The 23,697-nt window shown below is 72.6% G+C and carries 23 protein-coding genes; 21 read left to right on the top strand and 2 right to left on the bottom strand.

Going from position 1 to position 23,697, the window contains the following annotated elements; all coding sequences use genetic code 11:
- Positions 1 to 255: 255 nt before the first annotated feature.
- The 18 genes from J3P32_RS00950 to J3P32_RS00865 all read left to right on the top strand — a co-directional run bounded on the left by J3P32_RS00950 (position 256) and on the right by J3P32_RS00865 (position 19,054).
- Entirely contained in the window at positions 256 to 1,290 is a 1,035-nt protein-coding gene (locus J3P32_RS00950; protein ID WP_210437856.1) for an ABC transporter permease, read from the top strand.
- A gap of 62 nt (positions 1,291 to 1,352) precedes the next feature.
- Complete coding sequence (locus tag J3P32_RS00945; RefSeq protein WP_210437847.1) at positions 1,353 to 3,128, top strand: ABC transporter substrate-binding protein; 1,776 nt, start codon at positions 1,353 to 1,355, stop codon at positions 3,126 to 3,128.
- 127 nt (positions 3,129 to 3,255) lie between these two features.
- Positions 3,256 to 4,266 (top strand): ABC transporter permease, encoded by a 1,011-nt coding sequence (locus tag J3P32_RS00940; RefSeq protein WP_210437845.1) that lies wholly within the window; start codon positions 3,256 to 3,258, stop codon positions 4,264 to 4,266.
- Entirely contained in the window at positions 4,263 to 5,360 is a 1,098-nt protein-coding gene (locus tag J3P32_RS00935; protein WP_210437843.1) for an ABC transporter ATP-binding protein, read from the top strand. Before J3P32_RS00940 ends, J3P32_RS00935 begins: the two co-directional genes overlap by 4 nt.
- Positions 5,357 to 6,685, top strand: a complete 1,329-nt coding sequence (locus J3P32_RS00930; protein WP_210437842.1) for an ABC transporter ATP-binding protein — start codon at positions 5,357 to 5,359, stop codon at positions 6,683 to 6,685. The genes J3P32_RS00935 and J3P32_RS00930 overlap by 4 nt, the downstream gene beginning before the upstream one ends.
- Positions 6,686 to 6,838: 153 nt before the next feature.
- Positions 6,839 to 8,095: a replication-associated recombination protein A gene (locus J3P32_RS00925; protein WP_210437840.1), complete on the top strand. Its 1,257-nt coding sequence runs from the start codon at positions 6,839 to 6,841 to the stop codon at positions 8,093 to 8,095.
- Positions 8,096 to 8,187: 92 nt separating this feature from the next.
- Positions 8,188 to 8,736, top strand: a complete 549-nt coding sequence (locus J3P32_RS00920) for a hypothetical protein (RefSeq protein ID WP_210437838.1) — start codon at positions 8,188 to 8,190, stop codon at positions 8,734 to 8,736.
- Positions 8,736 to 9,008 (top strand): DUF6167 family protein, encoded by a 273-nt coding sequence (locus J3P32_RS00915; protein WP_210437836.1) that lies wholly within the window; start codon positions 8,736 to 8,738, stop codon positions 9,006 to 9,008. Before J3P32_RS00920 ends, J3P32_RS00915 begins: the two co-directional genes overlap by 1 nt.
- Entirely contained in the window at positions 9,008 to 11,710 is a 2,703-nt protein-coding gene (gene alaS, locus J3P32_RS00910; protein ID WP_210437834.1) for an alanine--tRNA ligase, read from the top strand. The genes J3P32_RS00915 and alaS overlap by 1 nt, the downstream gene beginning before the upstream one ends.
- A gap of 8 nt (positions 11,711 to 11,718) precedes the next feature.
- On the top strand, positions 11,719 to 12,186 hold the full coding sequence (ruvX, locus tag J3P32_RS00905; protein WP_210437832.1) for a Holliday junction resolvase RuvX: 468 nt from the start codon (positions 11,719 to 11,721) through the stop codon (positions 12,184 to 12,186).
- Entirely contained in the window at positions 12,179 to 13,336 is a 1,158-nt protein-coding gene (mltG, locus tag J3P32_RS00900; protein ID WP_210437830.1) for an endolytic transglycosylase MltG, read from the top strand. The genes ruvX and mltG overlap by 8 nt, the downstream gene beginning before the upstream one ends.
- Position 13,337: 1 nt before the next feature.
- Positions 13,338 to 14,171 (top strand): shikimate dehydrogenase, encoded by an 834-nt coding sequence (locus tag J3P32_RS00895; RefSeq protein ID WP_210437828.1) that lies wholly within the window; start codon positions 13,338 to 13,340, stop codon positions 14,169 to 14,171.
- Positions 14,168 to 14,917, top strand: a complete 750-nt coding sequence (locus tag J3P32_RS00890) for a prepilin peptidase (RefSeq protein ID WP_210437826.1) — start codon at positions 14,168 to 14,170, stop codon at positions 14,915 to 14,917. Before J3P32_RS00895 ends, J3P32_RS00890 begins: the two co-directional genes overlap by 4 nt.
- 12 nt (positions 14,918 to 14,929) lie before the next feature.
- Entirely contained in the window at positions 14,930 to 16,108 is a 1,179-nt protein-coding gene (gene aroC, locus J3P32_RS00885; protein ID WP_210437824.1) for a chorismate synthase, read from the top strand.
- Entirely contained in the window at positions 16,105 to 16,605 is a 501-nt protein-coding gene (locus tag J3P32_RS00880; protein WP_210437822.1) for a shikimate kinase, read from the top strand. The genes aroC and J3P32_RS00880 overlap by 4 nt, the downstream gene beginning before the upstream one ends.
- Entirely contained in the window at positions 16,602 to 17,711 is a 1,110-nt protein-coding gene (aroB, locus tag J3P32_RS00875) for a 3-dehydroquinate synthase (protein ID WP_210437820.1), read from the top strand. The genes J3P32_RS00880 and aroB overlap by 4 nt, the downstream gene beginning before the upstream one ends.
- Entirely contained in the window at positions 17,708 to 18,157 is a 450-nt protein-coding gene (locus J3P32_RS00870; RefSeq protein WP_210437818.1) for a type II 3-dehydroquinate dehydratase, read from the top strand. Before aroB ends, J3P32_RS00870 begins: the two co-directional genes overlap by 4 nt.
- Before the next feature lie 36 nt (positions 18,158 to 18,193).
- Positions 18,194 to 19,054, top strand: a complete 861-nt coding sequence (locus J3P32_RS00865) for a PhzF family phenazine biosynthesis protein (RefSeq protein ID WP_210437816.1) — start codon at positions 18,194 to 18,196, stop codon at positions 19,052 to 19,054.
- Here the strand turns inward: J3P32_RS00865 and ligD are convergent.
- Positions 19,047 to 20,618 (bottom strand): non-homologous end-joining DNA ligase LigD, encoded by a 1,572-nt coding sequence (ligD, locus tag J3P32_RS00860; protein ID WP_246849845.1) that lies wholly within the window; start codon positions 20,616 to 20,618, stop codon positions 19,047 to 19,049. The two genes, J3P32_RS00865 and ligD, sit on opposite strands and share 8 nt — an antisense overlap.
- Positions 20,619 to 20,736: 118 nt before the next feature.
- Between ligD and J3P32_RS00855 the strand changes: the two genes are divergently transcribed.
- The 3 genes from J3P32_RS00855 to J3P32_RS00845 all read left to right on the top strand — a co-directional run bounded on the left by J3P32_RS00855 (position 20,737) and on the right by J3P32_RS00845 (position 22,696).
- Positions 20,737 to 21,498 carry a histidine phosphatase family protein gene (locus J3P32_RS00855; RefSeq protein ID WP_210437813.1) on the top strand — a complete coding sequence of 254 codons (762 nt, stop codon included), beginning with the start codon at positions 20,737 to 20,739 and terminating at the stop codon, positions 21,496 to 21,498.
- Complete coding sequence (locus J3P32_RS00850) at positions 21,491 to 22,375, top strand: NAD(P)H-hydrate dehydratase (RefSeq protein WP_210437810.1); 885 nt, start codon at positions 21,491 to 21,493, stop codon at positions 22,373 to 22,375. The genes J3P32_RS00855 and J3P32_RS00850 overlap by 8 nt, the downstream gene beginning before the upstream one ends.
- A gap of 132 nt (positions 22,376 to 22,507) precedes the next feature.
- Entirely contained in the window at positions 22,508 to 22,696 is a 189-nt protein-coding gene (locus J3P32_RS00845; RefSeq protein WP_210437807.1) for a hypothetical protein, read from the top strand.
- A gap of 47 nt (positions 22,697 to 22,743) precedes the next feature.
- Here the strand turns inward: J3P32_RS00845 and J3P32_RS00840 are convergent, their stop codons facing one another.
- Positions 22,744 to 23,355, bottom strand: a complete 612-nt coding sequence (locus J3P32_RS00840; RefSeq protein WP_210437804.1) for a hypothetical protein — start codon at positions 23,353 to 23,355, stop codon at positions 22,744 to 22,746.
- Between the last annotated feature and the right edge of the window lie 342 nt (positions 23,356 to 23,697).

The raw sequence follows: 23,697 nt of genomic DNA, 5'->3' as shown, positions 1-23,697 counted from the left end.
GAGCCGCACGACGGCGCGCCGAGGGGGCTGTCGCGTGCCGGAAGGTCGCCCGGCCCGGGCCGCCGACGGCGGAAGAACCGACGTCCGGTCACCGAACAGACGGACGAACGACGGGGTCGGTCGGCGAACGCGTCGTAACGGGATCGTTACTCATCAGTGATCGTCGCCGCGTCGTGGGTCACATAGAGTCCCGTTCGGCGCGGTCCCGGGAGGGACTCGCAGGGCGCCACTGAACCCGGACGCGATGGGGAGAGAATGTCGGCACAAGCGACAGGGCCTGAGACCCTGGGCTCGCTCAGCGACGAAGCGGAGATCACCGACCCGAACAGCAAGCAGGCGAAGGAGATCTCCGGCAAGTCGCCGATGCAGATCGCGTTCGCCCGCCTGCGGCGCGACAAGATCGCGATCGTCTGCGCCGTCGTCGTCCTGTTCTTCGTGCTCGTCGCGATCTTCGCCGACCTGATCGCGAAGGCCTTCGGTGTCGACCTGGAGACCGTCACGGCGTGCGAGGTGCTCGAGTGCAACTTCGCCAACCCGGGCGTCGGCTACCCCAAGACGGGCCCGCCGTTCAACGACTTCGACCCCTCGCACCCCTTCGGCCTCGCCCCCCGCACCGGTGCCGACAACCTCGCGCACTGGATCTACGGCTGCCGGACCTCGCTGCTGATCGCGGGCGCCGCGACGCTGTTCGCGTCGGTGTTCGGCATCATCGTCGGCCTGGTGGCGGGCTTCGCCGGCGGCGTCGTCGACAAGGTGCTGTCCTTCGTCATCGACTTCTTCCTCACCATCCCCTTCCTGCTCGCGGCGCTGACGATCGCCCCGATCATCATCGACCGCTTCGGCACCAGCGACAGCTACGAGACGGTGCAGATCGCCTCGCTGATCGGCATCCTGTCGCTGTTCGGCTGGATGACGGTGGCCCGCCTCATCCGCGGTGAGGTGCTCTCGTTGCGCGAGCGCGAGTTCATCCACGCGGCCCGGGTTCTCGGCATGCCGACCAAGCGCATCCTCTTCCGCGAGCTGCTGCCCAACCTCACCGCGCCGATCGTCATCAGCATCTCGCTGATGCTGCCGGCGTTCGTGGCGGCGGAGGCCGGCCTGGCCTTCCTCGGCATCGGCGTGACCGGCAGCGCGTCGTGGGGCCAGACCATCGCCAACGCGGTGCCCTACTGGAGCAACTACTCGCTCTACCTGTGGGAGCCGCTGATCGGCGTGGTGGCCCTCGTCCTCGCGCTCAACCTCCTCGGCGACGCGGTACGCGACGCGTTCGACCCCAAGACCCGCCGCTGAGCGGGTCACCCAGACGTCACCCGGGCGCTTCCGTGGTGCGAACAACAACGAAAGGCTGGACAATGAGACGGAGCAAGGCGGCGGGAGCACTCGCCACCAGTGCCGCGCTCGTGACCCTCGCTGCCTGTGGTGGCGGCGGCGGGAACGAGGACGAGACCGGCAGCGACGGCAACGACGGCTTCCAGAACGCTGCGGAGACCATCGCGAAGGACGAATCGCGCCAGGGCCCCGCGCCCGAGGTCGAGGGCGCATCGGCCGGCGGCACCATCACGGTGTACCTGCCGGACGACCCGGGCCCCGAGGACCTCGACCCGACCAACGGCTGGTCGGTGACGGGCAACTCGATCCAGCAGGCGCTCACGCACCGGTCGCTGACCCAGTACGCCCGTGACAACGAGACCGGCGAGATGGTGCTCGTCCCGGACCTCGCGACCGACCTCGGCTCCCCGAACGAGGACTTCACGGAGTGGACCTTCACCATCCGTGAGGACGCGACGTGGGAGGACGGCAAGCCGATCACCGCTGAGGAGGTCGCCTGGGGCATCGAGCGCTCGCTCGACTCCGAGGCCTTCCCGTCCGGTCCCGGCACCGAGTACTCCAAGCACTACTTCCTCGACGCCGACAAGTACAACGGTCCCTACACCGACAAGGGCAAGGACTACGAGGGCATCACCTTCGACGAGGCCGCCCGCACGGTGACCATCAAGATGTCCATGCCGTTCCCCGACATGGACTACTGGGGCGCCTTCATGGCGATGGGCCCGGCCCCGCTCGGCAAGGTCTCCGACCCGCCGGAGTACGGCCGCAGCCCGCTCTCCACGGGCCCCTACAAGGTGGAGTCGTTCCGCCCGAGCGAGGAGCTCGTGCTCGTCAAGAACGACGCCTGGGTGGCCGAGTCCGACCCGGCCCGTCACCAGTACGCCGACAAGTGGGTCTTCAAGTTCGCTGCCGACCCGACCCAGACCGACGAGCTGATGCTCAGCGGCAACACCGAGTCGCAGACGGCCCTCTCGGCCAGCATCACCGCCGAGAACTACGCCAACTTCAACCAGGAGCTCGGCGACCGCCTCGTGCAGCAGTCGGCGCAGTGCACCAGCTTCTGGGCGCCCGACTACGAGAAGACGACGCCGGAGATCCGCAAGGCCCTGGCGTACGCCTACCCGTACGAGAGCGTGTGGCAGGCCTCCGGTGAGGTCCCCGGCGTGACCCGCGTCCCGGCGAACTCGATCATGCCTCCCGGCATGGCGGGCAAGTCCGACTACCAGGTCGACGGCGAGCAGATCACCTACCAGCCCGAGAAGGCGAAGGAGCTCCTGGCCGAGGCCGGCGAGGAGGGCTTCGAGATCCACATGGCCTACAACACCGGCTCGCCGACCACCGAGGCTGCTCAGAAGCAGATCGAGAAGGGCCTCACCGACTCCGGCTTCACGGTCAAGTCCTACCCCGTGCCGATCGAGACCTCGCTGTACACGATCTGGACCGACCCGGACAACAAGATCAACAAGAAGCTCAACCTCCGCGGTGTCAACTGGTGCTCGGACTGGCCGTCCGGCTCCACGATGATCCCGGCCCTCCTCCGTACGGGCGCCACCTACAACACGGCGTTCTTCTCCGAGCCGGAGATCGACGAGAAGATGGACGAGATCGGCACCCTGCCGCTCGAGGAGCAGCCCGACGCCTGGGGTGCCCTCGACGAGGAGATCGCGACCGAGTACTACCCGATCATCCCGACCGCGTTCCGCAACGACCTCTTCGCCTTCGGCGAGAAGATCGGGAACCCGACCGGTGACGGTGCGCTCGGTGCGCCGAACTACAAGGATCTCTACGTCGCTCAGTGATCCTGAGGTCGGCTGACCCAGTCGACCCTGCTCCACCTCGGTGTGGGGGCCCCGTTCACGCGGGGCCCCCACACCACCGTGTGCCGGCAACGCCGGCAGCTGCTTCCAACCCCGGAGGGAAATCCTCGTGTTCGCCTACGTCGTCAAGCGCCTGCTCTCGGGCGTGGTCGTCCTGTTCCTCATCTCGATGAGCGTGTTCCTGCTCTTCTGGTACGGACCCTCCGAGCCCGCCCAGACGATCTGCGACAACGACACCAGCAACCGCTGCACCCCCGCGCGCCTCGAGGTGTTCCGCGAGAACCTCGGCTTCAACAACGCGTGGTACGAGGAGTACGGCAAGTTCATGAAGGGTGTCGTGGCCGGGCGCGAGATCCAGTTCGGCAGCACCACCAAGTTCGACTGCCCGGCTCCGTGCCTGGGCTACTCCTACCGGACCAAGGCCCCGGTGTTCGAGGAGATGAAGGACCGCATGCCCGCCACGTTCTCCGTGGCGCTCGGCGGCGCGTTCCTCTACCTCAGCCTCGGCATCCCCATCGGCGTCGCCGCGGCCCGAAGACGAGGGACAGTGGCCGACAAGGCGCTCGTGTCGAGCTTCCTGGTCATCTCGTCCATCCCGTACTACCTGTTCGCCCTGCTGACGTGGCTCTTCCTCACGATCAGCTGGGAGATACCCCTGTTCTCCGACACCGGCTACTTCCCGATCACCGACAACCCGGCCAAGTGGTTCAGCGGGATGCTGCTGGCCTGGCTGGCCCTCGGTGCCTTCGGCTGCACCTCCTACACCCGCTACTCCCGCGGGTCGATGGTCGAGGTGCTCAACGAGGACTACATCCGCACGGCGAAGGCCAAGGGCCTGGCCGCCAACACCGTGGTCTACAAGCACGGACTGCGCGCCGCCCTCGTGCCCGTGATCACCATCTTCGGCATCGACTTCGGCACCCTGCTCGCAGGTACGATCTTCACCGAGACGATCTTCGACATCGACGGGATCGGGTTGTGGAGCCTCCAGGCGGTCGCCCAGCGTGACCTCCCCGTGGTCTCGGCCACGGCCCTGTTCGGCGCGGCCGTGCTGATCATCTCCAACATCGTCGTCGACGTCATCTACAGCATTCTCGATCCCCGAGTGAGGCTCTCTTGACCATCACGTCCCCCTCCTCCGCCGCGTCGCAGGCCGACGTCGACGGACCGTTCCTCCAGGTGGAGGACCTCACGGTGACGTTCCCCACCCAGGACGGTCCCGTCCAGGCCGTGAAGGGGCTGAGCTACTCGGTCGAGCTCGGCAAGACGCTCGGCATCGTGGGCGAGTCCGGCTCCGGCAAGTCGGTCTCCAGCATGGCCGTGATGGGCCTGCACGACGCGAAGTCGAGCGAGATCACCGGCTCGATCCGCGTCGGCGGCACCGAGGTCATCGGACTGGGCGAGAGCCGCATGCGCAAGCTGCGCGGCAACGCGATGGCGATGATCTTCCAGGACGCCCTCGCCGCGCTGCACCCCTTCTACCGGGTCGGCGACCAGCTCGCCGAGGCCTACGCGATGCACCACCCCAAGGCGTCCAAGCGCGACGCGCGCCGCAAGGCGATCGAGATGCTCGACCGCGTGGGCATCCCGCAGCCCGACCGCCGCGTGGACGACTTCCCCCACCAGTTCTCCGGCGGCATGCGGCAGCGCGCGATGATCGCGATGGGCCTGATCAACGACCCGTCGCTGCTCATCGCCGACGAGCCCACCACCGCGCTCGACGTGACGGTGCAGGCGCAGATCCTCGACCTGCTGCAGGACCTGCAGCGCGAGTTCAACTCCGCCGTCATCATCATCACCCACGACCTCGGCGTGATCGCCGAGATGGCTGACGACGTCCTCGTGATGTACGCCGGCCGCTGCGTGGAGTACGGGACGACCAAGGAGATCCTCACGCGTCCCGAGATGCCGTACTCCTGGGGCCTGCTCTCGAGCATCCCCGACGTCACGGCGTCCACCGACGCACGGCTCATCCCCATCCCCGGCAACCCGCCGAGCCTGCTGAAGCCGCCGTCGGGCTGCCCGTTCCACCCGCGGTGCGCCCACCGCGACAAGGTGCCCGGCGACCTGTGCGTCACCGAGCTGCCCGCCCTCACCCCGGCCAGCAACCGAGCCGGCCACCTCAAGCGGTGCCACCTGCCCAACCCCCAGGAGATCTACCAGCTCGAAGTGCTGCCCGAGATCGCCCCCGACCTCGCCGAGGAGATCCGATGAGCCAGGACCCCAACGCCAAGGTCGGCATCGACGTCAGCGAGGTCGGCGCCAACGCGGCGGAGACGGGGGAGCGTGACCTCTCCGACCACACCGACGTCGTCGACGACCACGAGGCGTTCCACGAGCCGCCGGACTTCCACGCCCTCGCCGAGCACGGCCACGTCGCGACCCAGCTCGACCTGGACGCCGAGCCGATCATCACCGTCGACAACCTGAAGATGTACTTCCCGGTGAAGTCCTCCGGCCTCGTCCGGCGGACCGTCGGCCACGTGCAGGCCGTCGACGGGGTGTCGTTCCAGGTGCCGCGGGGCGGCTCGCTGGGCCTGGTCGGCGAGTCAGGGTGCGGCAAGTCCACGACCGGCCGGCTCATCACCCGCCTCTACAAGCCGACCGGCGGGTCGATGATGTTCGAGGGCCAGGACCTCGCCAAGCTGTCGACCTCGGAGATGAAGCCGCTGCGCCGCAACGTGCAGATGATCTTCCAGGACCCCTACACCTCGCTGAACCCGCGCCACACCGTCGGCTCGATCGTCGGCGCGCCCCTGGCGGTGCACAACATCGTGCCGAAGGACAAGATCCTCCCGCGCGTGCAGGAGCTGCTCGAGGTCGTGGGGCTGAACCCCGAGCACTACAACCGCTACCCCAACGAGTTCTCCGGGGGGCAGCGCCAGCGCATCGGCATCGCCCGCGCGCTGACGCTGAACCCGAAGCTGCTCGTGGCCGACGAGCCGGTGTCCGCGCTCGACGTGTCGATCCAGGCGCAGGTGGTCAACCTGCTGCAGGACCTGCAGCGCGAGTTCGACATCGCGTTCCTGTTCATCGCCCACGACCTCGCGGTGGTGCGTCACTTCTGCCCCGAGGTGGCGGTGATGTACCTCGGCAAGATCGTGGAGATCGGTGACCGCGAGACGATCTACGGCCACGCGCACCACCCGTACACGCAGGCGCTGCTGTCCGCGGTGCCCGACGTCAAGCAGGCCGCCATCGGCGGGCGCCGCGAGCGCATCCGCCTCGAGGGCGACGTGCCGAGCCCGATCAACCCGCCGTCCGGGTGCCGGTTCCGCACCCGCTGCCAGTTCGCCCAGGAGATCTGCGCGAAGGTCGAGCCGCCGCTGCTCCAGATCGGCAAGCGCCACAAGGTCGCGTGCCACTTCGCGGGCGAGCTCGGCGCCCACCCCGCGACGCCGGTCACGACCGACCTGCTCGGCGTCGACGACCAGGGCAGCCCGGTGCCGGGTGGGACCCCGACCAACACGCAGCTGACGGGTCCGGGCTACGAGAAGACCTGGTACGACCTGCGCAGCAAGCAGACGACGGGGGTCTGAGGGGGTCCCCGCGCACCGCGGGGGATACTCACCGACGTGGACGGCTTGTTCGAGATACCGGGCGCGGGGCGACCCGCGCCCGGTGCCACGTCTGTCCCCAGCGCCGGGTCGCTGGGCGCCAACACGCACGCGTCGGCGCCGCTAGCGGTGCGGATGCGACCGCGCACCATCGACGAGCTCGTCGGCCAGCAGCAGCTGCGCGCCGCCGGCTCGCCGCTGCGCCGGCTGATCGAGGGCGACCAGTCGATGTCGCTCCTGCTGTGGGGTCCGCCCGGCACCGGCAAGACCACCATCGCCTCGATCGTCAGCCAGCAGACCCGGCGGCGCTTCGTCGAGGTCTCCGCGGTGGCGGCGGGGGTCAAGGAGGTGCGCGCGGCGATCGACGGCGCGCGCGCCGAGCTCGCCCGCGGCGGGCAGGAGACGGTGCTCTTCGTCGACGAGGTGCACCGCTTCACCAAGGCGCAGCAGGACGCGCTGCTGCCCGGCGTGGAGAACCGCTGGGTGACGCTGATCGCCGCCACCACGGAGAACCCGTTCTTCTCGGTGATCAGCCCGCTGCTGTCGCGCAGCCTGCTGCTGCGGCTGCAGTCGCTGACCGACGACGACGTGGCCGAGGTGATCGACCAGGCGCTCGCGGACGAGCGCGGCCTGGCCGGCACGACCGCGCTGGACGACGACGCGCGCGCCCACCTCGTACGCCTCGCCGGCGGGGACGCGCGCCGGGCTCTGACCTACCTCGAGGCGGCCGCCGGCGCCGCAGCCAGCAACGGCCTCGACGCCATCGACCTGGCCACCGCGGAGACCGCCGTCGACCAGGCGGCCGTGCGCTACGACCGGCAGGGGGACCAGCACTACGACGTCATCTCCGCCTTCATCAAGTCGATCCGGGGGTCCGACCCCGACGCCGCGCTGCACTACCTGGCGCGGATGATCGAGGCCGGGGAGGACCCGCGCTTCATCGCCCGGCGGCTCGTGGTGCACGCCAGCGAGGACGTCGGTCTCGCCGATCCCACCGCTCTGCAGGCCGCGGTCGCCGCGGCCCAGGCCGTGCAGCTGATCGGCATGCCGGAGGCGCGGATCAACCTCGCGCAGGCGACGATCCACCTGGCGGTCGCCCCCAAGTCCAACGCGGTGATCACGGCCATCGACGCCGCGCTGTCCGACGTCCGCCGGGGCAGGATCGGTCAGGTCCCCGCGCACCTGCGCGACGCCCACTACGGCGGGGCCGAGGGCCTCGGCCATGGCAAGGGCTACAAGTACCCCCACGACCATCCCTTCGGGGTCGTGGGGCAGCAGTACCTCCCCGACGTCCTGGAGGACGCGACCTACTACGAGCCGACGACCCTCGGCGCCGAGGGCGGCGTCAAGGAGCGCTGGGAGCGCATCCGCCGCATCCTGCGCGGGCGCTGAGGCAGCCGTCCCCGGATGCCGCCGAGGGGGCGCCCGGGCCACCTCCCGACCGACCGCTCCATGCTCTGCGCGGCGACTTATAGGGTGTCCCGGTGACTTCGGAGCAGGTGTGGCTGGTCGCGGCGTGCGCAGCAGCGCTCGGCGTCGCGCTGGTCGCGCTCCTCGTCGCACTGCGCTCGCACGCCCGGGCCCGCCGCGCCGAGGCGCACGCCGCCTCCGTGAGCGAGCGGCTCGCGGCGGTCGAGGCCCCGGCCGGGCATCCGTCCCCGACGGCCGCCGCGGAGCCCGCGGCGAGCGCGTACGTCATCACCGGCGTGGGCGCGGACGCCGCCGCGAGCGACGAGTCCGGCGCCGCACGCTCCGGAGTGCCGCCCGCGTCGCCGATCGACGGCCGGCTGTTCGCCGACATCGTGGCGCGCGAGACCGTCGTCAAGGCCGCGTCCTGGACCCACGGCCTGCGCCGCGCCCTCTCGCCGGAGACGCGCAACCGCATCCGCTTCGAGGTCCGCCAGGAGGCCAAGCGGGCCGGCCGCGAGCGCCGCGCGGAGATGAAGCAGGCGCTGCGCGAGTTCCGGGCGCGCGAGCGCGAGGCGCCCCGCGGCGAGGCCGGCCCCGCCGCGGTCGACGGGGACGTCGCCTGATGGGTCGACCACTCTGGTTCGCCGCCGGCGCCGGGGTCGGCGTGTACGCCGCCGCCCGAGCCCGCCGCGCCGCCGAGGCGCTGACCGCCGACGGTGTGCGCGACCGCGTCCGTGGCTGGCGGGCCGGCGCACGACTCTTCGCCGAGGAGGTCCAGCAGGGCCGTGCCGAACGCGAAACCGAGTTGCGCGAGCGGCTCGGCCTCCGGCCCCATGGACTACCCGAGCTCACCGCTCGCACCCCGACCGACGACCCGCAGAAGGACCCCCACTGATGGACACCGCCGAGATCCGCCGCCGCTTCCTCGCGCACTTCGAGGCCGCCGGACACGCCGTGGTGCCCTCCGCCTCGCTGCTCGCCGACGACCCGAACCTCCTGTTCGTCCCGGCCGGCATGGTGCCGTTCAAGCCCTACTTCCTGGGGCAGGAGACGCCGCCCTACGACCGCGCGACCAGCATCCAGAAGTGCGTGCGGACCCCGGACATCGAGGACGTCGGCAAGACGACCCGGCACGGCACGTTCTTCGAGATGTGCGGCAACTTCTCGTTCGGCGACTACTTCAAGGAAGGTGCCGTCGAGCTCGCCTGGAGCCTGATCACCACGCCGGTGGAGGAGGGCGGGTTCGGCCTCGACGTCGACCGCCTGTACCCGTCGGTGCTGGTCGGCGACGAGGAGGCCATCGGCTACTGGATGAAGGTCACCGGCCTGCCGCGCGAGCGCATCGTCCAGCTCGGCCCGAAGGAGAACTACTGGTCCATGGGCGTGCCCGGTCCCGGTGGCCCGTGCTCGGAGATCCTCTACGACCGCGGCCCGGACTGGGGCCCGGACTTCGACCCGGCGACGCTCGGGCCCGACATGCCGGTCGAGCTCGAGGACCGGCTGCTGGAGATCTGGAACCTCGTGTTCATGCAGGACGAGCTCAGCGCCGTCCGCTCCAAGTCCGACTTCGACATCTCCGGCTCCCTGCCGAAGAAGAACATCGACACCGGCATGGGCCTCGACCGCGTCGCGCTGCTGCTGCAGGGCAAGGCGAACATGTACGAGATCGACGTCGTCTACCCGGTCATCGCGAGGGCCGAGGAGATGACGGGCAGGAAGTACGGCGCCGACCCGGCCGACGACGTCCGCTTCCGCGTGGTCGCCGACCACGTCCGGTCGTCCATGATGCTCATCGGCGACGGCGTCACCCCCGGCAACGACGGCCGCGGCTACGTCCTGCGCCGGCTGCTGCGCCGCGCCGTGCGCTCCATGCGGCTGCTCGGGTGCGAGGAGCGGGTTCTCCCCGAGCTGATGCCCGTGTCGCGTGACGTCATGGGGCAGACCTACGACAACCTCCTCACCGACTGGCCCCGCATCTCGCAGGTCGCCTTCGCCGAGGAGGACGCCTTCCGCAAGACGCTGCAGGCGGGCACGCAGATCTTCGACCTCGCCGCGTCCGAGGTGAAGCGGTCCGGCGGCTCGACGCTGTCGGGCGAGCGGGCCTTCGCGCTCCACGACACCTACGGCTTCCCGATCGACCTCACGCTGGAGATGGCCGCGGAGCAGGGTCTCGTGGTCGACGAGCAGGGGTTCCGCGGCCTCATGGCCGAGCAGCGCGAGCGCGCCAAGGCCGACGCCCGCGCCAAGAAGGGCGCCCACGGCGACACGGCGGTCTACCGGGGGATCTTCGACCAGCACGGCCCGACCGAGTGGCTGGCCTACGCGACGCTGGAGACCGAGTCCCGCCCGCTCGCGCTGCTCAGCGGGGGTGCGTCGGTGCCGCGGCTGGCCGAGGGCGAGATCGGCGAGCTGGTCCTCGACCGCACGCCGTTCTACGCCGAGTCCGGCGGCCAGGTCGCCGACGCCGGCACGATCGTCTTCGACGGAGGCCGCCTCGAGGTCATCGACGTGCAGCGCCCGGTCAAGGGCCTCGTCGTGCACCAGGTCCGGGTGCTCGAGGGCGAGCTCGACGCCTCGCGCGAGGTCCACGCCCGGGTCGACCCCGAGTGGCGGACGGGTGCCCGGCAGGCCCACTCCGGCACCCACGTCGTGCACGCCGCGCTCCGCGAGGTGCTCGGCCCCACCGCGCTCCAGTCCGGCTCCTACAACCGGCCGGGCTACCTCCGCCTCGACTTCGGCTGGACCCAGGCGCTGACGCCCCAGCAGGTCCGCGACATCGAGCAGGTCTCGCAGCAGGCGCTGCGCGCGGACCTCCCCGTGTCGTGGGACTACATGACCCTCGACCAGGCCAAGGAGTGGGGCGCCATCGCGCTGTTCGGCGAGACCTACGACAACACCAAGGTGCGCGTTGTCGAGATCGGTGGCCCCTGGTCGCGCGAGCTCTGCGGCGGCACCCACGTCGACCACTCCTCCCAGATCGGCACCGTGGTGGTGACCGGCGAGACCAGCGTCGGCTCCGGCAACCGGCGCATCGAGGCCCTGACCGGCCTCGAGGGCTTCGGCTACCTCGCCCGCGAGCGCGACGTCGTGGCCCAGCTCACCGGGCTGCTCAAGACCCAGCCCGACGACCTGGTCAGCCGGGTCCAGGGCCTCACGGAGCGGCTCCGGGCGGCGGAGAAGGAGCTGGAGAAGGCGCGCCTCGCCCAGCTGCTCGGCGCGAGCGCCGACCTCGCCGCCGGCGCCGCCCAGGTCGGCCCGGTGCGGCTGGTGGCCCACCGCGCCGACGGGGCCGGGGGCGGCGACGTGCGCAACCTCGCCATGGACGTCCGCGGTCGCCTCCCGCACGGCGAGCCCGGGGTCGTGGTCGTCATCGGCCAGGCCGACGGCAAGGTCTCGGTGGTAGCCGCCACCAACGAGGAGGCCCGCTCGCGTGGCCTGTCGGCCGGCGACCTGGTCCGCGCGGTCGGCCCGCTGCTCGGCGGCAAGGGCGGCGGCAAGGACGACGTCGCGCAGGGCGGCGGCTCCGACGCCTCCCGCATCGACGAGGCGCTCGAGCTGGTGAGGCGCCAGGTCGCCGAGCGCGCGGGTCAGGGCTGAGCGGGGCGATGCGGTTCGGCGTACGGCTGGGAGTCGACCCGGGTGACGCCCGGATCGGCGTCGCGAGCAGCGACCCGTCCGGCTTCCTGGCGACGCCGGTCGAGACCGTCCGCGCCGGGCGGGGCGACGTACGCCGCCTCGCACAGCTGACGGACGAGCTGGGTGCGGTCGAGGTCGTCGTCGGGCTGCCCCGCTCGCTCGACGGCTCGGAGGGCCCCGCCGCGGACAAGGCGCGGGCGCTCGCGGCCAGGCTGGCTCGCCGTGTCGCGCCCGTACCCGTCAGACTGTGTGACGAACGACTGACCACGGTCTCAGCCGAGTCGATCCTGCGCGAGCAGGGGCGACGGGGGGCGAGGCGACGCGCCGTGGTGGATCAGGCGGCCGCCGTGCTGATCCTGCAGACTGCGCTCGACACGGAACGCTCGAGCGGACAGCCGCCCGGAGAGATCGTCGAGGTGACGGAGACACATGAGTGAGCACGAGGCGCGTGCCGGCGAGCGCGACGAGCTCGACGACTACGACTACGTCCCGGGTGGCCGGCGGCGCAAGGGCCGCGGCCTCAAGGGCTGCGTCGCCGTGCTGGTCGCCCTGGTCGTCCTGGTCGGGGGCTTCTACGTCGCCCTGACGCAGGGCGTCTCGTGGGTCGCCGACCAGTTCCAGGGGCCCGAGGACTACCCGGGACCCGGGACCGGCTCGGTCGAGTTCACGGTCAACGAGGGCGACACCACCGCCCAGATCGGGCGCAACCTCAAGGCCGAGGGGGTCACCGCGTCGGTCCAGGCGTTCATCGACGCCGCCGCCGAGGAGCCTGACGCCGCCGGGATCCAGGTCGGCGCCTACGAGCTGCAGAAGGAGATGAGGGCTGCCGACGCCCTCGAGGTCCTCGTCGACCCCGACAACCTCATCGGCTTCCCCACGGTCACCATCCCCGAGGGCCTGCGGGTCACGGAGATCGTCGAGACGCTCGGCGCGAACACCGAGTACCCCGAGGCCGCGTGGAACCGCGCGCTCCAGCAGCCCGACAAGCTCGGCCTGCCGGACTACGCGGAGGGCAACGCCGAGGGCTACCTGTTCCCGGCGACCTACGAGATCAAGCCCGGGATGAAGCCGGTCGCGATCCTCAAGATGATGGTGAACCGCTGGCGCGAGGCCGCCGACGCGGCCAACCTGGAGGAGCGGGCGGCCGAGCTGGGTCGCACGCCGGCCGAGCTGATGATCATCGCCTCGCTGGTCGAGGCCGAGGGCCGCGGCGAGGACATGTACAAGATCTCGCGCGCCATCTACAACCGCCTCGAGAACCCCGACAACGGGATCACCAACGGGCTGCTGCAGATCGACGCGTCGGTCAACTACGGCCTCAACCAGGACCTCGGCGTGGGCCTGACGAGCGAGCAGCTGCAGCAGGACACCCCGTACAACACCTACACCCGGCCCGGACTGCCGCCGACCCCGATCGAGGCGCCCGGCGAGCTCGCGATCGATGCTGCGGCCAACCCCGCCGACGGTCCGTGGCTGTTCTGGGTGACCGTCGACCTCGAGACCGGCGAGACGAAGTTCACCGACTCCTACGACGAGTTCCTCGAGTTCGACGCGGAGCTGTGCGAGAACGCGCCGGAGACGTGCTGAGGTGAGGCGGCGCTGCGGCGTGCTGGGCGACCCGATCGCCCACTCGCTCTCGCCGGTCCTGCACCGGGCGGCGTACGCCGAGCTCGGCCTGGACTGGGGCTACGACGCCCACCGGGTCGCCTCCGGCGGGCTCCCCGCGTTCCTGGCCGGCCTCGACGGCAGCTGGCGGGGTCTGTCGCTGACCATGCCGCTCAAGCGTGAGGTGCTGCCCCTGGTCGACCTGCTCACCGACCGCGCGCGACTCGCCGGCGCGGTCAACACCGTGGTGCTGGACGACGACGGCAGCCGGCTCGGCGACAACACCGACCTCCCGGGGGCCGCGGCCGCCGTCCGGGAGCGCACGTCGGCGCCGCTCGCGTCGGCCGCCATCCTGGGCGGCGGAGCGACCGCGACGTCGGTGGGCCTGGCGCTGGCCGACCTCGGCGTCAGGCGGATCGAGCTCCTCGTGCGCGACGCCTCCCGGGCGGCGGAGACCGTGCAGGCGCTCGGCGCCCACCCCGACGGTGTCGAGGTGCGCACGTCGCCGCTCGACGCCGGCGACGAGGTCGTCGCCGACGTGGTCGTCGCGACCATCCCGGCCGCCGCGCAGACGGCGGCGCTGGTGGCGCGCTGCGCCGGGGTCCCGGTCGTCTTCGAGGCGCTCTACGACCCGTGGCCGACCCCGCTGGCCGCCTCCGCGCTGTCGGCGCCGGGTGACCGGGTGCTCGTCGGCGGCCTGGACCTGCTCGTCCACCAGGCGGCGCTGCAGCTCGAGCTGTTCACCGGACTGCCGGCGCCGGTCGAGGTGATGCGCCGGGCCGGCGAGCAGGCCCTCGCCGGGCGGCACGGCTCGTGAGCGGGCTGGTGGACGACACCGTCCTCGCCGCCGTCCTGGCCGCGCTGCTGGCCGGCGTCGGCGGCCTGCTGGTGCCGCGGCTCGTCGCCCGGGTGCCCGAGCCGACCCCGCAGCCGGACGTCGATCTGGACACCGAGCCGGACGCCGAGCCGGCGAAGGTGCGCTACGCCGACCTCGCCGCGCGTCCGGGGCTGGGTCCACGGAGCGCGCTGGTCGCGGCCGTGGCCGGTGCGCTCGTCGGGCTCGCCACCGGCCTCGACTGGCCGCTGCTGTGGCTGGTCCCGCTGGTCCCGGTGGCCGTCGCCCTGTCGGTCATCGACTGGCACACCCGGTTGCTGCCGAGGGTGCTGGTGCTGCCGGCCACCGGGGCCGCGATCGTGGCCGTCGTGGCCGTCGGGGTCGCCGTCGGTGAGCGCGACGCCCTCGTGCGTGCGCTGCTGGCGATGGTGGCGGTCCGCTCGTTCTACTGGCTGCTGTGGGCGCTGCGCTCCGGCGGCATCGGCTTCGGCGACGTGCGCCTCGCCGCGCCGGTCGGGCTGGTGCTCGGCTGGGTCGGCTGGGGTGCCGTGGTGATCGGGGTCTGGGCGGGGTTCCTGGCGTTCACCGTCCCCGCGCTGGCGGTGCTGGCGCTGCGGCGGGACCGCACGCTGCTGAAGACGTCGTTCCCCTTCGGCCCCTTCATGGTCGTCGGCGCGCTGGTGGGTCTCGTCTGGGGGACGGCGCTCGCCGGGCGGATCTGGGGCTGAGAGACTGACGCCATGCTCCGATGGCTGACAGCAGGCGAGTCCCACGGTCCCTCGCTGGTGGCGATCCTCGAGGGGCTGCCCGCGCACGTGCGCGTGACGTCGGACGACCTCGCCGACTCCCTCGCCCGTCGGCGCCTCGGCTACGGACGCGGGGCCCGGATGAAGTTCGAGCAGGACCAGGTCCGCGTGCTGGGCGGCGTCCGCCACGGCGAGACCCAGGGTGGGCCGGTGGCCATCGAGGTCGGCAACACCGAGTGGCCGAAGTGGGAGAAGGTCATGTCCGCCGACCCCGTCGACCCGGTGGAGCTCGAGGCGCTGGCGCGCAACGCGCCCCTGACCCGACCGCGCCCCGGCCACGCGGACCTCGTCGGGATGCAGAAGTACGCCTTCGACGAGGCGCGCCCGATCCTCGAGCGGGCCTCCGCCCGCGAGACGGCGGCCCGCGTGGCGCTCGGCCGCGTCGCCGCCAACTTCCTCGAGCAGGCGGTCGGCGCGCGCATCGTGTCCCACGTGGTCGCGCTCGGCGGGGTCAAGGCCCCGGCCGGGCTCGTGCCCGGGCCCGAGGACGTCGAGCGGCTCGACGCCGACGAGGTCCGCTGCCTCGACCCCGGCGCGAGCGCCGCGATGGTCGCGCGCATCGACCAGGCGCACAAGGACGGCGACACCCTCGGCGGGGTCGTCGAGGTCGTCGTCCACGGACTGCCGCCGGGCCTCGGCTCCCACGTCCACTGGGACCGCCGGCTCGACGCGCGCCTCGCCGGCGCGCTGATGGGCATCCAGGCCATCAAGGGGGTCGAGGTCGGCGACGGCTTCGAGCTGGCCGACACCCCGGGCTCGCAGGCGCACGACGAGATCGTGGCGACCGACGCGGGGTTGCGTCGCGCGTCGGGACGCTCCGGAGGCACCGAGGGAGGCATGTCGACCGGAGAGGTGCTCCGCGTCCGTGCCGCGATGAAGCCGATCGCGACCGTGCCGAAGGCCCTGCGCACCGTCGACGTCGCGACCGGCGAGGCCGCCGTCGCGCACCACCAGCGCTCCGACGTGTGCGCCGTCCCCGCGGCGGGCATCGTCGCGGAGGCGATGGTCGCGCTGGTGCTCGCGGACGCCGTCGTGGAGAAGTTCGGCGGCGACTCGGTGCAGGAGACCCGCCGCAACGCCGCGTCCTACCTCGACACCCTCCGGTTCCGATGAGCCCGCGCGTGGTGCTCGTCGGCCCGATGGGCGCGGGCAAGACCACCGTCGCCACCCTGCTCGGCCAGGCCTGGGGCGTGCCCGTCCGCGACACCGACGCCGACATCGAGGCGAGCACGGGTCGGGAGATCTCCGACATCTTCGTGGAGTCGGGCGAGGAGCACTTCCGCGAGCTCGAGGCGGCCGCCGTCGCCGCCGCGGTCGCGGAGCACGACGGCGTCCTGGCGCTCGGTGGGGGAGCGGTGCTGCGGGCGGAGACCCGCGAGCTGCTCGCGGGCCTCCCGGTCGTGTTCCTGCGGGTCGGGCTCGGCGACGCGGTGAAGCGGGTCGGGCTCGGCGTGGGCCGCCCGCTCCTGCTCGGCAACGTCCGCGCCCGGATCAAGGCGCTGCTCGACGAGCGCACCCCGGTCTACGAGTCGGTCGCCGCCCACGTCGTGGACACCGACGGCCGCACCCCCGCCGAGGTCGCCGCCGACATCGAGGAGCTGCTGCCGTGAGCGCGCCCGGACCCGACACCGTCCTCCACGTCGGCGGCGCCTCGCCCTACGACGTCGTCGTCGGCCACGGGCTCAGCGCGCGGTTGCCCGCACTGCTCGGGGAGGGCGTCGAGCGGGTCGCGGTGCTGTACGCCGGCGCGCTGGGCGCCCTGGCCGACCCCGTCGTCGACGCGCTGGTCGAGCACTTCGACGTCCTCGCCCTCGGGCTTCCCGACGGCGAGCGCGCCAAGACCGCGCCGGTCGCCGCCGACTGCTGGGAGGCGCTCGGTGAGGCGGGCTTCACCCGGTCCGACGCCGTAGTGACCATCGGGGGCGGCGCGACCACCGACCTCGGCGGCTTCGTCGCCGCGACCTGGCTGCGCGGCGTGCGCGTGGTCCACGTGCCGACGACGCTGCTGGGCATGGTGGACGCCGCCGTCGGCGGCAAGACCGGCGTCAACACCGGCGCCGGCAAGAACCTCGTCGGGTCCTTCCACGAGCCCGCCGGCGTGCTCTGCGACCTGTCGCTGCTCGACACGCTTCCGCGCGCGGAGCTTGTCGCCGGGTTGGGCGAGGTCGTCAAGTGCGGCTTCGTCGCCGACCCGGTGATCCTCGACGTCGTCGAGCGCACCGACCCCGACGCCCTCACGCCGTCCTCGCCGGAGCTGCGGGAGCTGGTGGAGCGCGCCGTCCGCGTCAAGGTCGACGTCGTCGTCGGCGACCTCCGGGAGACCGGCGGCCGGGACGGGCACCCGGGTCGCGAGGTGCTCAACTACGGCCACACGCTCGCCCACGCCATCGAGCGCACGAGCGACTACGCCGTCCGGCACGGCGAGGCCGTCGCGATCGGCTGCGTGTACGTCGCGGAGCTGGCCGCCCGCGCCGCCGGGCTCGATCCCGCGCTCGTGGAGCGACACCGGGCCGCACTGTCGCGCGTGGGCCTGCCGACCACGTACGACGCGGCGTCGTTCGACGAGCTGCACGCCGCGATGAAGGTCGACAAGAAGGCGCGCGGCTCGCAGCTGCGGTTCGTGGTCCTCGACGACCTCGCCTCGCCGCGGATCCTGGCGGGCCCGAGCGAGGACGACCTGCGGGCTGCGTACGCCGCCATCGGGGGCGTCCGGTGAGCACGGGTCCGGTCAGGAAGGTCCTGGTCCTCAACGGTCCCAACCTGGGGCGCCTCGGTCGCCGCCAGCCCGAGATCTACGGCTCGACGACCCACGCCGAGCTCGCCCACCTGTGCGTGGAGTGGGGCCGCGGGCTCGGGCTCGACGTCGAGGTGCGCCAGACCAACCACGAGGGCGACCTCATCGACTGGCTGAACGCCGCCGCCGACGACGCGGTGCCGGTCGTGCTCAACGCCGGCGCGTGGACGCACTACTCGCTCGCGCTCTGGGACGCCTGCGCCCAGCTGACCGCGCCGCTGGTCGAGGTGCACATCTCCGACCCCCGGCAGCGGGCGGAGCAGTTCCGCCACACCTCCGTGGTCGAGCCGCACGCTGTCACGACCATCGCGGGGCAGGGGATCGACGGCTACCGCCGGGCGCTCGAGGTCGTGGCCGCCGACGGGTGAGCCCGCGGGCCGCCGACCGTGTGCTTGGATCGCGGGATGCTGCCCTTCCGCCAGGTCGACGTCTTCAGTGCCGAGCCGTGGCTCGGCAACCCGCTCGCGGTCGTGCACGACGCCGACGGCGTCAGCGACGAGGAGATGGCGCGGTTCGCGCGCTGGACCAACCTGTCGGAGACGACGTTCCTCTGCGCGCCGACCGACCCGGCGGCGGACTACCGCGTGCGGATCTGGACCACCAGCGGCGAGCTCCCGTTCGCGGGGCACCCGACCGTCGGCAGCGCGCACGCGTGGCTCGAGGCCGGGGGAGTGCCCCGCGGCGAGGTCGTCGTGCAGGAGTGCGGCGCCGGGCTCGTCGACGTACGTCGCTCGCCCCGGCTCGGCTTCGCCGCGCCGCCGCTGCGACGCTCGGGGCCCGTCGACGTCGAGCTGCGGGCCCGGATCGTCCACGCACTGGGGGTCGAGGACGGTGCGGTCGAGGACATGGCGTGGATCGACAACGGTCCCGGCTGGGTCGGCGTCGACCTCGGCTCGGCCGAGGCCGTCCTGGACGTCGTGCCCGACGTCGCCGCCTTCACCGACCTGAAGGTGACGGTGCTGGGCCGGTGGGGCGACGTCGCGGCCGCCGACCTGGGCGCCGACGTCGAGGTGCGCGCGTTCTTCGCCGACGGCCGGGACTTCGTCGAGGACCCGGTGACGGGCAGCGCCAACGCCGGCCTCGCGCAGTGGCTGGTGGGCACCGGGGCACTCCCGCCGTCGTACACGTCCCGGCAGGGGAGCGTGATCGGTCGCGAGGGACGCGTCCGGCTCGAGGCGGCCGAGGGGCGCGTGTGGGTGTCCGGCGACGCGGTCACCCGGATCACGGGCCAGGTCGACCTCGGGGCGCGCACCCCCCTCAGCTGATCTCCGGCAGCTCCTGCGCCGCGCCCAGCAGCGCCCGGAACGGGTCCCCCTTCTCGGCGAGCCGGTCGAGCACGGTGCGCACGGTCCAGCGGTCGGGCCGCAGGTCCGGGTCGTCGAGCTCGTCCCACCCGATGGGCACCGACACCGGCGCCTCGGGGGCCGGCCGCGGTGACCAGGGCGCGACGAGGGTCTTGTTGATGGCGTTCTGCGTGTAGTCCAGCCGCGCGAGCCCCTTGCGCGCCTTGACCTCCCACTTCCAGCTGACGAGCTCCGGCACCACCTTGCCGACCGTGCGCGACAGCTTCTCGACCCACGCCCGGGTGTCGTCGAAGGTGTAGCCGGGGACGACCGGCACCCAGATCTGGATGCCGCGGCGGCCGGTCACCTTGGCGCGGGCCGTGACGCCGAGGTGGTCGAGCGCGGTGCGGTGCAGCCGCGCGAGCACCAGCAGGTCCTCCCAGCTCGTGGCGGTGCCGGGATCGAGGTCCACCAGGGCGTACGTCGGCTCGTGCGGCGCGTCGGTCCGCGACGTCCACGGGTGCCACTCGAGGGCCCCGAAGTTGGCGGCCCACACCAGGGCGGCCGGCTCGTCGGCGACGACGTAGGTCTCGGTCTCGCCCTCGTCGGCCTCCTCGTTGTCCCACGCGCCCAGCCAGACCGGTGCGTGGTTGGGCCGCTCCTTGTGCCAGAAGCCCTTGGCCTCCACGCCGTCGGGATAGCGGTGCATGTTCAGCGCGCGGCCCTCGAGGTAGGGCAGCGCGAACGGCGCGATCCGGGCGGTGTAGGCCAGCAGCTCGCGCTTGGTCACCGGCGGGTCGCCCGGGAACAGCACCTTGTCGAGGTTCGTCACCTTCAGGCGGCGGCCGAAGACGTCCCACGTGCCCGAGGTGCCCATCGACGCCAACCGGTCGATCGCCGCGTCGGGAAGCGGGTCGGGCAGCAGGGAGATCGCCGCGACCTCCGCCGGCACGTCCGAGCGCCAGAGCCGGTGCGGGTCCGCGAGGACCTCGTCGTTCGTGCGGCCGCTGAGGACCGACCGCGGGTGGTCCTCGGGATCCCACCCCTCGACCGCGTGCTCGTCGCGCTTGTGCAGCAGCATCCAGGGCTCGCCGCTCTCGCCCGCGTCGCCGTCCCGGCGCACGAGCACGAGGCGGCCCCGGAGCTTGCGGCCGTGGACCTCCGCGTGCAGCTCGCCGGACTCGACCGCCGCCCGGGGATCGTCGGTCCGCACCGGCTCCCAGGTGCCGATGTCCCACACCACCACGTCGCCGCCGCCGTACTCCCCGGCGGGGATGACGCCCTCGAAGTCCAGGTACTCGATCGGGTGGTCCTCGACGTGCATGGCCAGGCGTCGCGCCTTCGGGTCGAGGGTCGGTCCCTTGGGGACCGCCCAGCTGACCAGCACGCCGTCGACCTCGAAGCGGAGGTCGTAGTGCAGGCGGCTGGCCCGGTGGCGCTGCACGACGAACCTCGCCGCGCCGTCCGTGGCGGCGACCTCGCCGGCGGGCTCGGGGGTGCGGCCGAAGTCCCGCATGCGGCGATAGGTGTCGAGCGGGTCGGCCATGCCCTGTTGTTCCCCCTGCCCGCAGCGGCATGCGACGGGCGCATCCGGGACGGGCCGGCGGGGTAACGGTCCGGGCGACGCGCCCGGGGAGGCTGCGACTGACGGCGAGGAGGCGCGGATGGGGCTGACGGCGGTGCTGCAGGGCAGGCGCGGACCGGAGCAGCTGGTGCTGGTCCGGCACGGGGAGAGCGCGGGGAACATCGCCGACACGGAGGCGCGCGACGCCGACGCCGACCGGCTCGAGCTGTCGGCGCGCGACGCGGACGTCGAGCTGTCGGCCAACGGCGAGGAGCAGGCGCGCACCCTCGGCCGGTGGGTCGCCGGGATCGCCGAGGAGGAGCGCCCGCACCTCGTGGTGAGCTCGCCCTACCGCCGCGCCGCGGACACCGCGCGCGCTGCGCTGGGCGACCTGGGGATCGACCTGCTCCTCGACGAGCGGCTCCGCGAGCGCGACCTCGGTCTCTTCGACGGGCTGACCGGCAAGGGGATCCGCGGCAGGTATCCCGAGGAGGCCGAGCGCCGCTCCCACGTCGGCAAGTTCTACTACCAGCCGCCCTCCGGCGAGAGCTGGGCCGACGTGGTGCTGCGGATCCGCAGCCTGCTGGCCGACCTGCGGGAGGGGTACGACGGCCAGCGGGTGTGGCTGTTCACGCACCAGGCGGTGATCATGTCGTTCCGCTACGCCCTGGAGGGGCTCGACGAGGCGGCGCTGCTCGACATCGACCGGACCACGCCGATCCCGAACGCGTCCCTGACGCGCTACCGTAGGGGGCCGGAGGGACTCGTGCTCGAGACCTTTGCCGACGACTCGCACCTGACGCGCGGCCCGGCGGAGAGGACCGACGAGGACGACCAGGCGGGGGAGGCCCCCGATGCCTGACGCGACGCTGGTCGACGGCGCGCTGCTGCGTGACTGGGCGCTGCCGGAGCCGGGCTCGGACAAGGAGTCCCGCGGCCGCCTCGCCGTGGTCGCCGGCAGCCGGGCGACGCCCGGGGCCGGACTGCTCGCCGTCGAGGGCGCCTTCCGCGTGGGGGCGGGCAAGGTGCGCCTCGCGACGGCTGCCTCCTGCGCGACGGCCCTGGCCGTGGCCGCGCCCGAGCTGATGGTGGTCGGGCTGAGGGAGGACGAGTCCGGTTCGATCGACGTCGGCGAGACCGAGGGCCTCGTCGAGCTCGCCGACGGCGCCGGTGTGGCGCTGCTCGGTCCCGGCTTCACGGACACGGACACCGCGGCGGCCCTCGTCGGGCGGGTGGTCCCCCAGCTCGGCGGGCGGGTCGTGCTCGACGCCCTCGCCACGGCGTACGTCACCGACAACCACGACGGCGTCGCGGCCCTCGAGGCCGACGTGGTGCTGACGGTGAACCCGACGGAGCTGTCGCGCTGCCTCGGCGCCGACGAGGAGGACGTCGAGTCGGACCTCGAGGGCCATGCGGCGCAGCTGGCCGGCCGGACGGACGCCGTCGTGCTGTGCGGCGGGTCGGTGAAGGTCGTCGCGGCCGGGAACGACCTCTGGCGTGTCGAGGCCGGGAACCCGGGGCTCGGGGTCGCCGGCTCCGGTGACGTGCAGGCGGGGATCGTGGCGGGCCTGCTCGCCCGCGGGGCGGAGCCTGCCCAGGCCGCGGTGTGGGCCGCCCACCTGCACGCCGGTGCGGGTGACGAGCTGGCGGGACGGGTCGGTCCCGTCGGCTACCTCGCCCGCGAGCTGCCGGGGGAGCTGCCCGGGCTGCTGGCGCGGCTGGCCGGCTCGGACGCCTGACCGACGCGCCCGACCTCGCCAGCGCGGCACAGCACTGGTCCAGACATCGGTAGTAATGCGGATGTGGTGCACCGGCGCCCGCGGTCAGACTCGACGCAGACGCCGCACCGTGCGGGGTCGGGGGAGGAAGTCATGCGAAGCGTTCTCAGCAGGAGCGCCCACGCGGACCAGCTGGAGGCCGAGGTCCGCGACGCGACGTGCTGCGTGGCGACGGACCGGTGCTGGACCTGCGAGGTCAAGCTCGGTGAGGTACGCGCGGCTCGCCGCGACGCGGTGCTGCACAGCATCAGCACGCTGCGGCCGCGGCGCGTCTCGCGCTGACGGTCGACCGGGTCGCGCGGCCGGGTCCGGACCGGACGGGCCAGCGGTCAGCCGGGGAAGACCTTGGGGCCCAGGCGCACGCTGTGGTCCTCGAAGCCCCCCACCATGTGGGCGTCGTCGACGTACGCGAGGTGGGGCTCATCGAGCCCGGAGCCGGCATCCGCCTCCGCCACGACCGAGAGCACGCCGACCTGGACCCACGCGGGGCGGCCCAGGCATGCGCTCGGCACGGTGACGGTGAGCTGGTCCCTGGCGCCGTCCACCGACGAACGCAGTCCAGGACAATGGACGTCGTCCTCCCGCTGTCCCCGAGTCAGCCACGTGCCGGCACCCGGGGCGTTGCGGGACGTCCGCAGGTCGAACCGCCGACCCGGGGTGCGGAGCTTGACGTACGCGGCGCGAGGAGACGTGCGCTCGAGGTCGCGGTAACGCACCTGCACCCGCACCCGGCGGGCGCCGTGAACCACCACGGTCCTGGTGATGTCGGCGGCGGTGTGCTCCGGTGCCGGGTCGAAGATCTCCTCCTCCGCGTCCGACCTGATGCTCTGGGCGTCGCCGACGGCGTCCTCGGTCACCAGGCGCTCGGCGTGGGCGGCAGTCGGCGCCAGCAGCACCGATGACGTCGCGATCGACGCAGCGAGGAGTCGCAGAGACGGCATGGACGTCCGATCAGGTGGGGCTGCGCTGGGACCGCAGCGTGTGGTGCTGGAGTATGCCGCGTCGGCGAGCAGGCACGCAGGGATATCGGTGGAACCGCCCGCACCGCGGGCATGTGCGTCCGCTCGGCTTGAGCGGTGGCTCCTGCTCGCGAGCCGGACGAAGACCGGCGCGGTGCACGCTACCTTCCTCGGAGACACGCGATCGGCGACCGGAGGTGGACGAGTGGCGCGAGGGACGACGATGCGCTTGCGGAACCTCGCCTGCCGCTTCGGTTGGGTGGGTGTGCTGGGCGCTGCAGCACTGGCGTTCTTCCTCCCGTCGCCGCAGAGGGAGACGTTGTC

Origin of the sequence: Nocardioides xinjiangensis (assembly GCF_017916385.1) — a bacterium.
GTDB lineage: Bacteria > Actinomycetota > Actinomycetes > Propionibacteriales > Nocardioidaceae > Nocardioides > Nocardioides xinjiangensis.
Note: the sequence above shows the minus strand (reverse complement) of the source record. Positions and strands in the feature narration are given on the sequence as shown.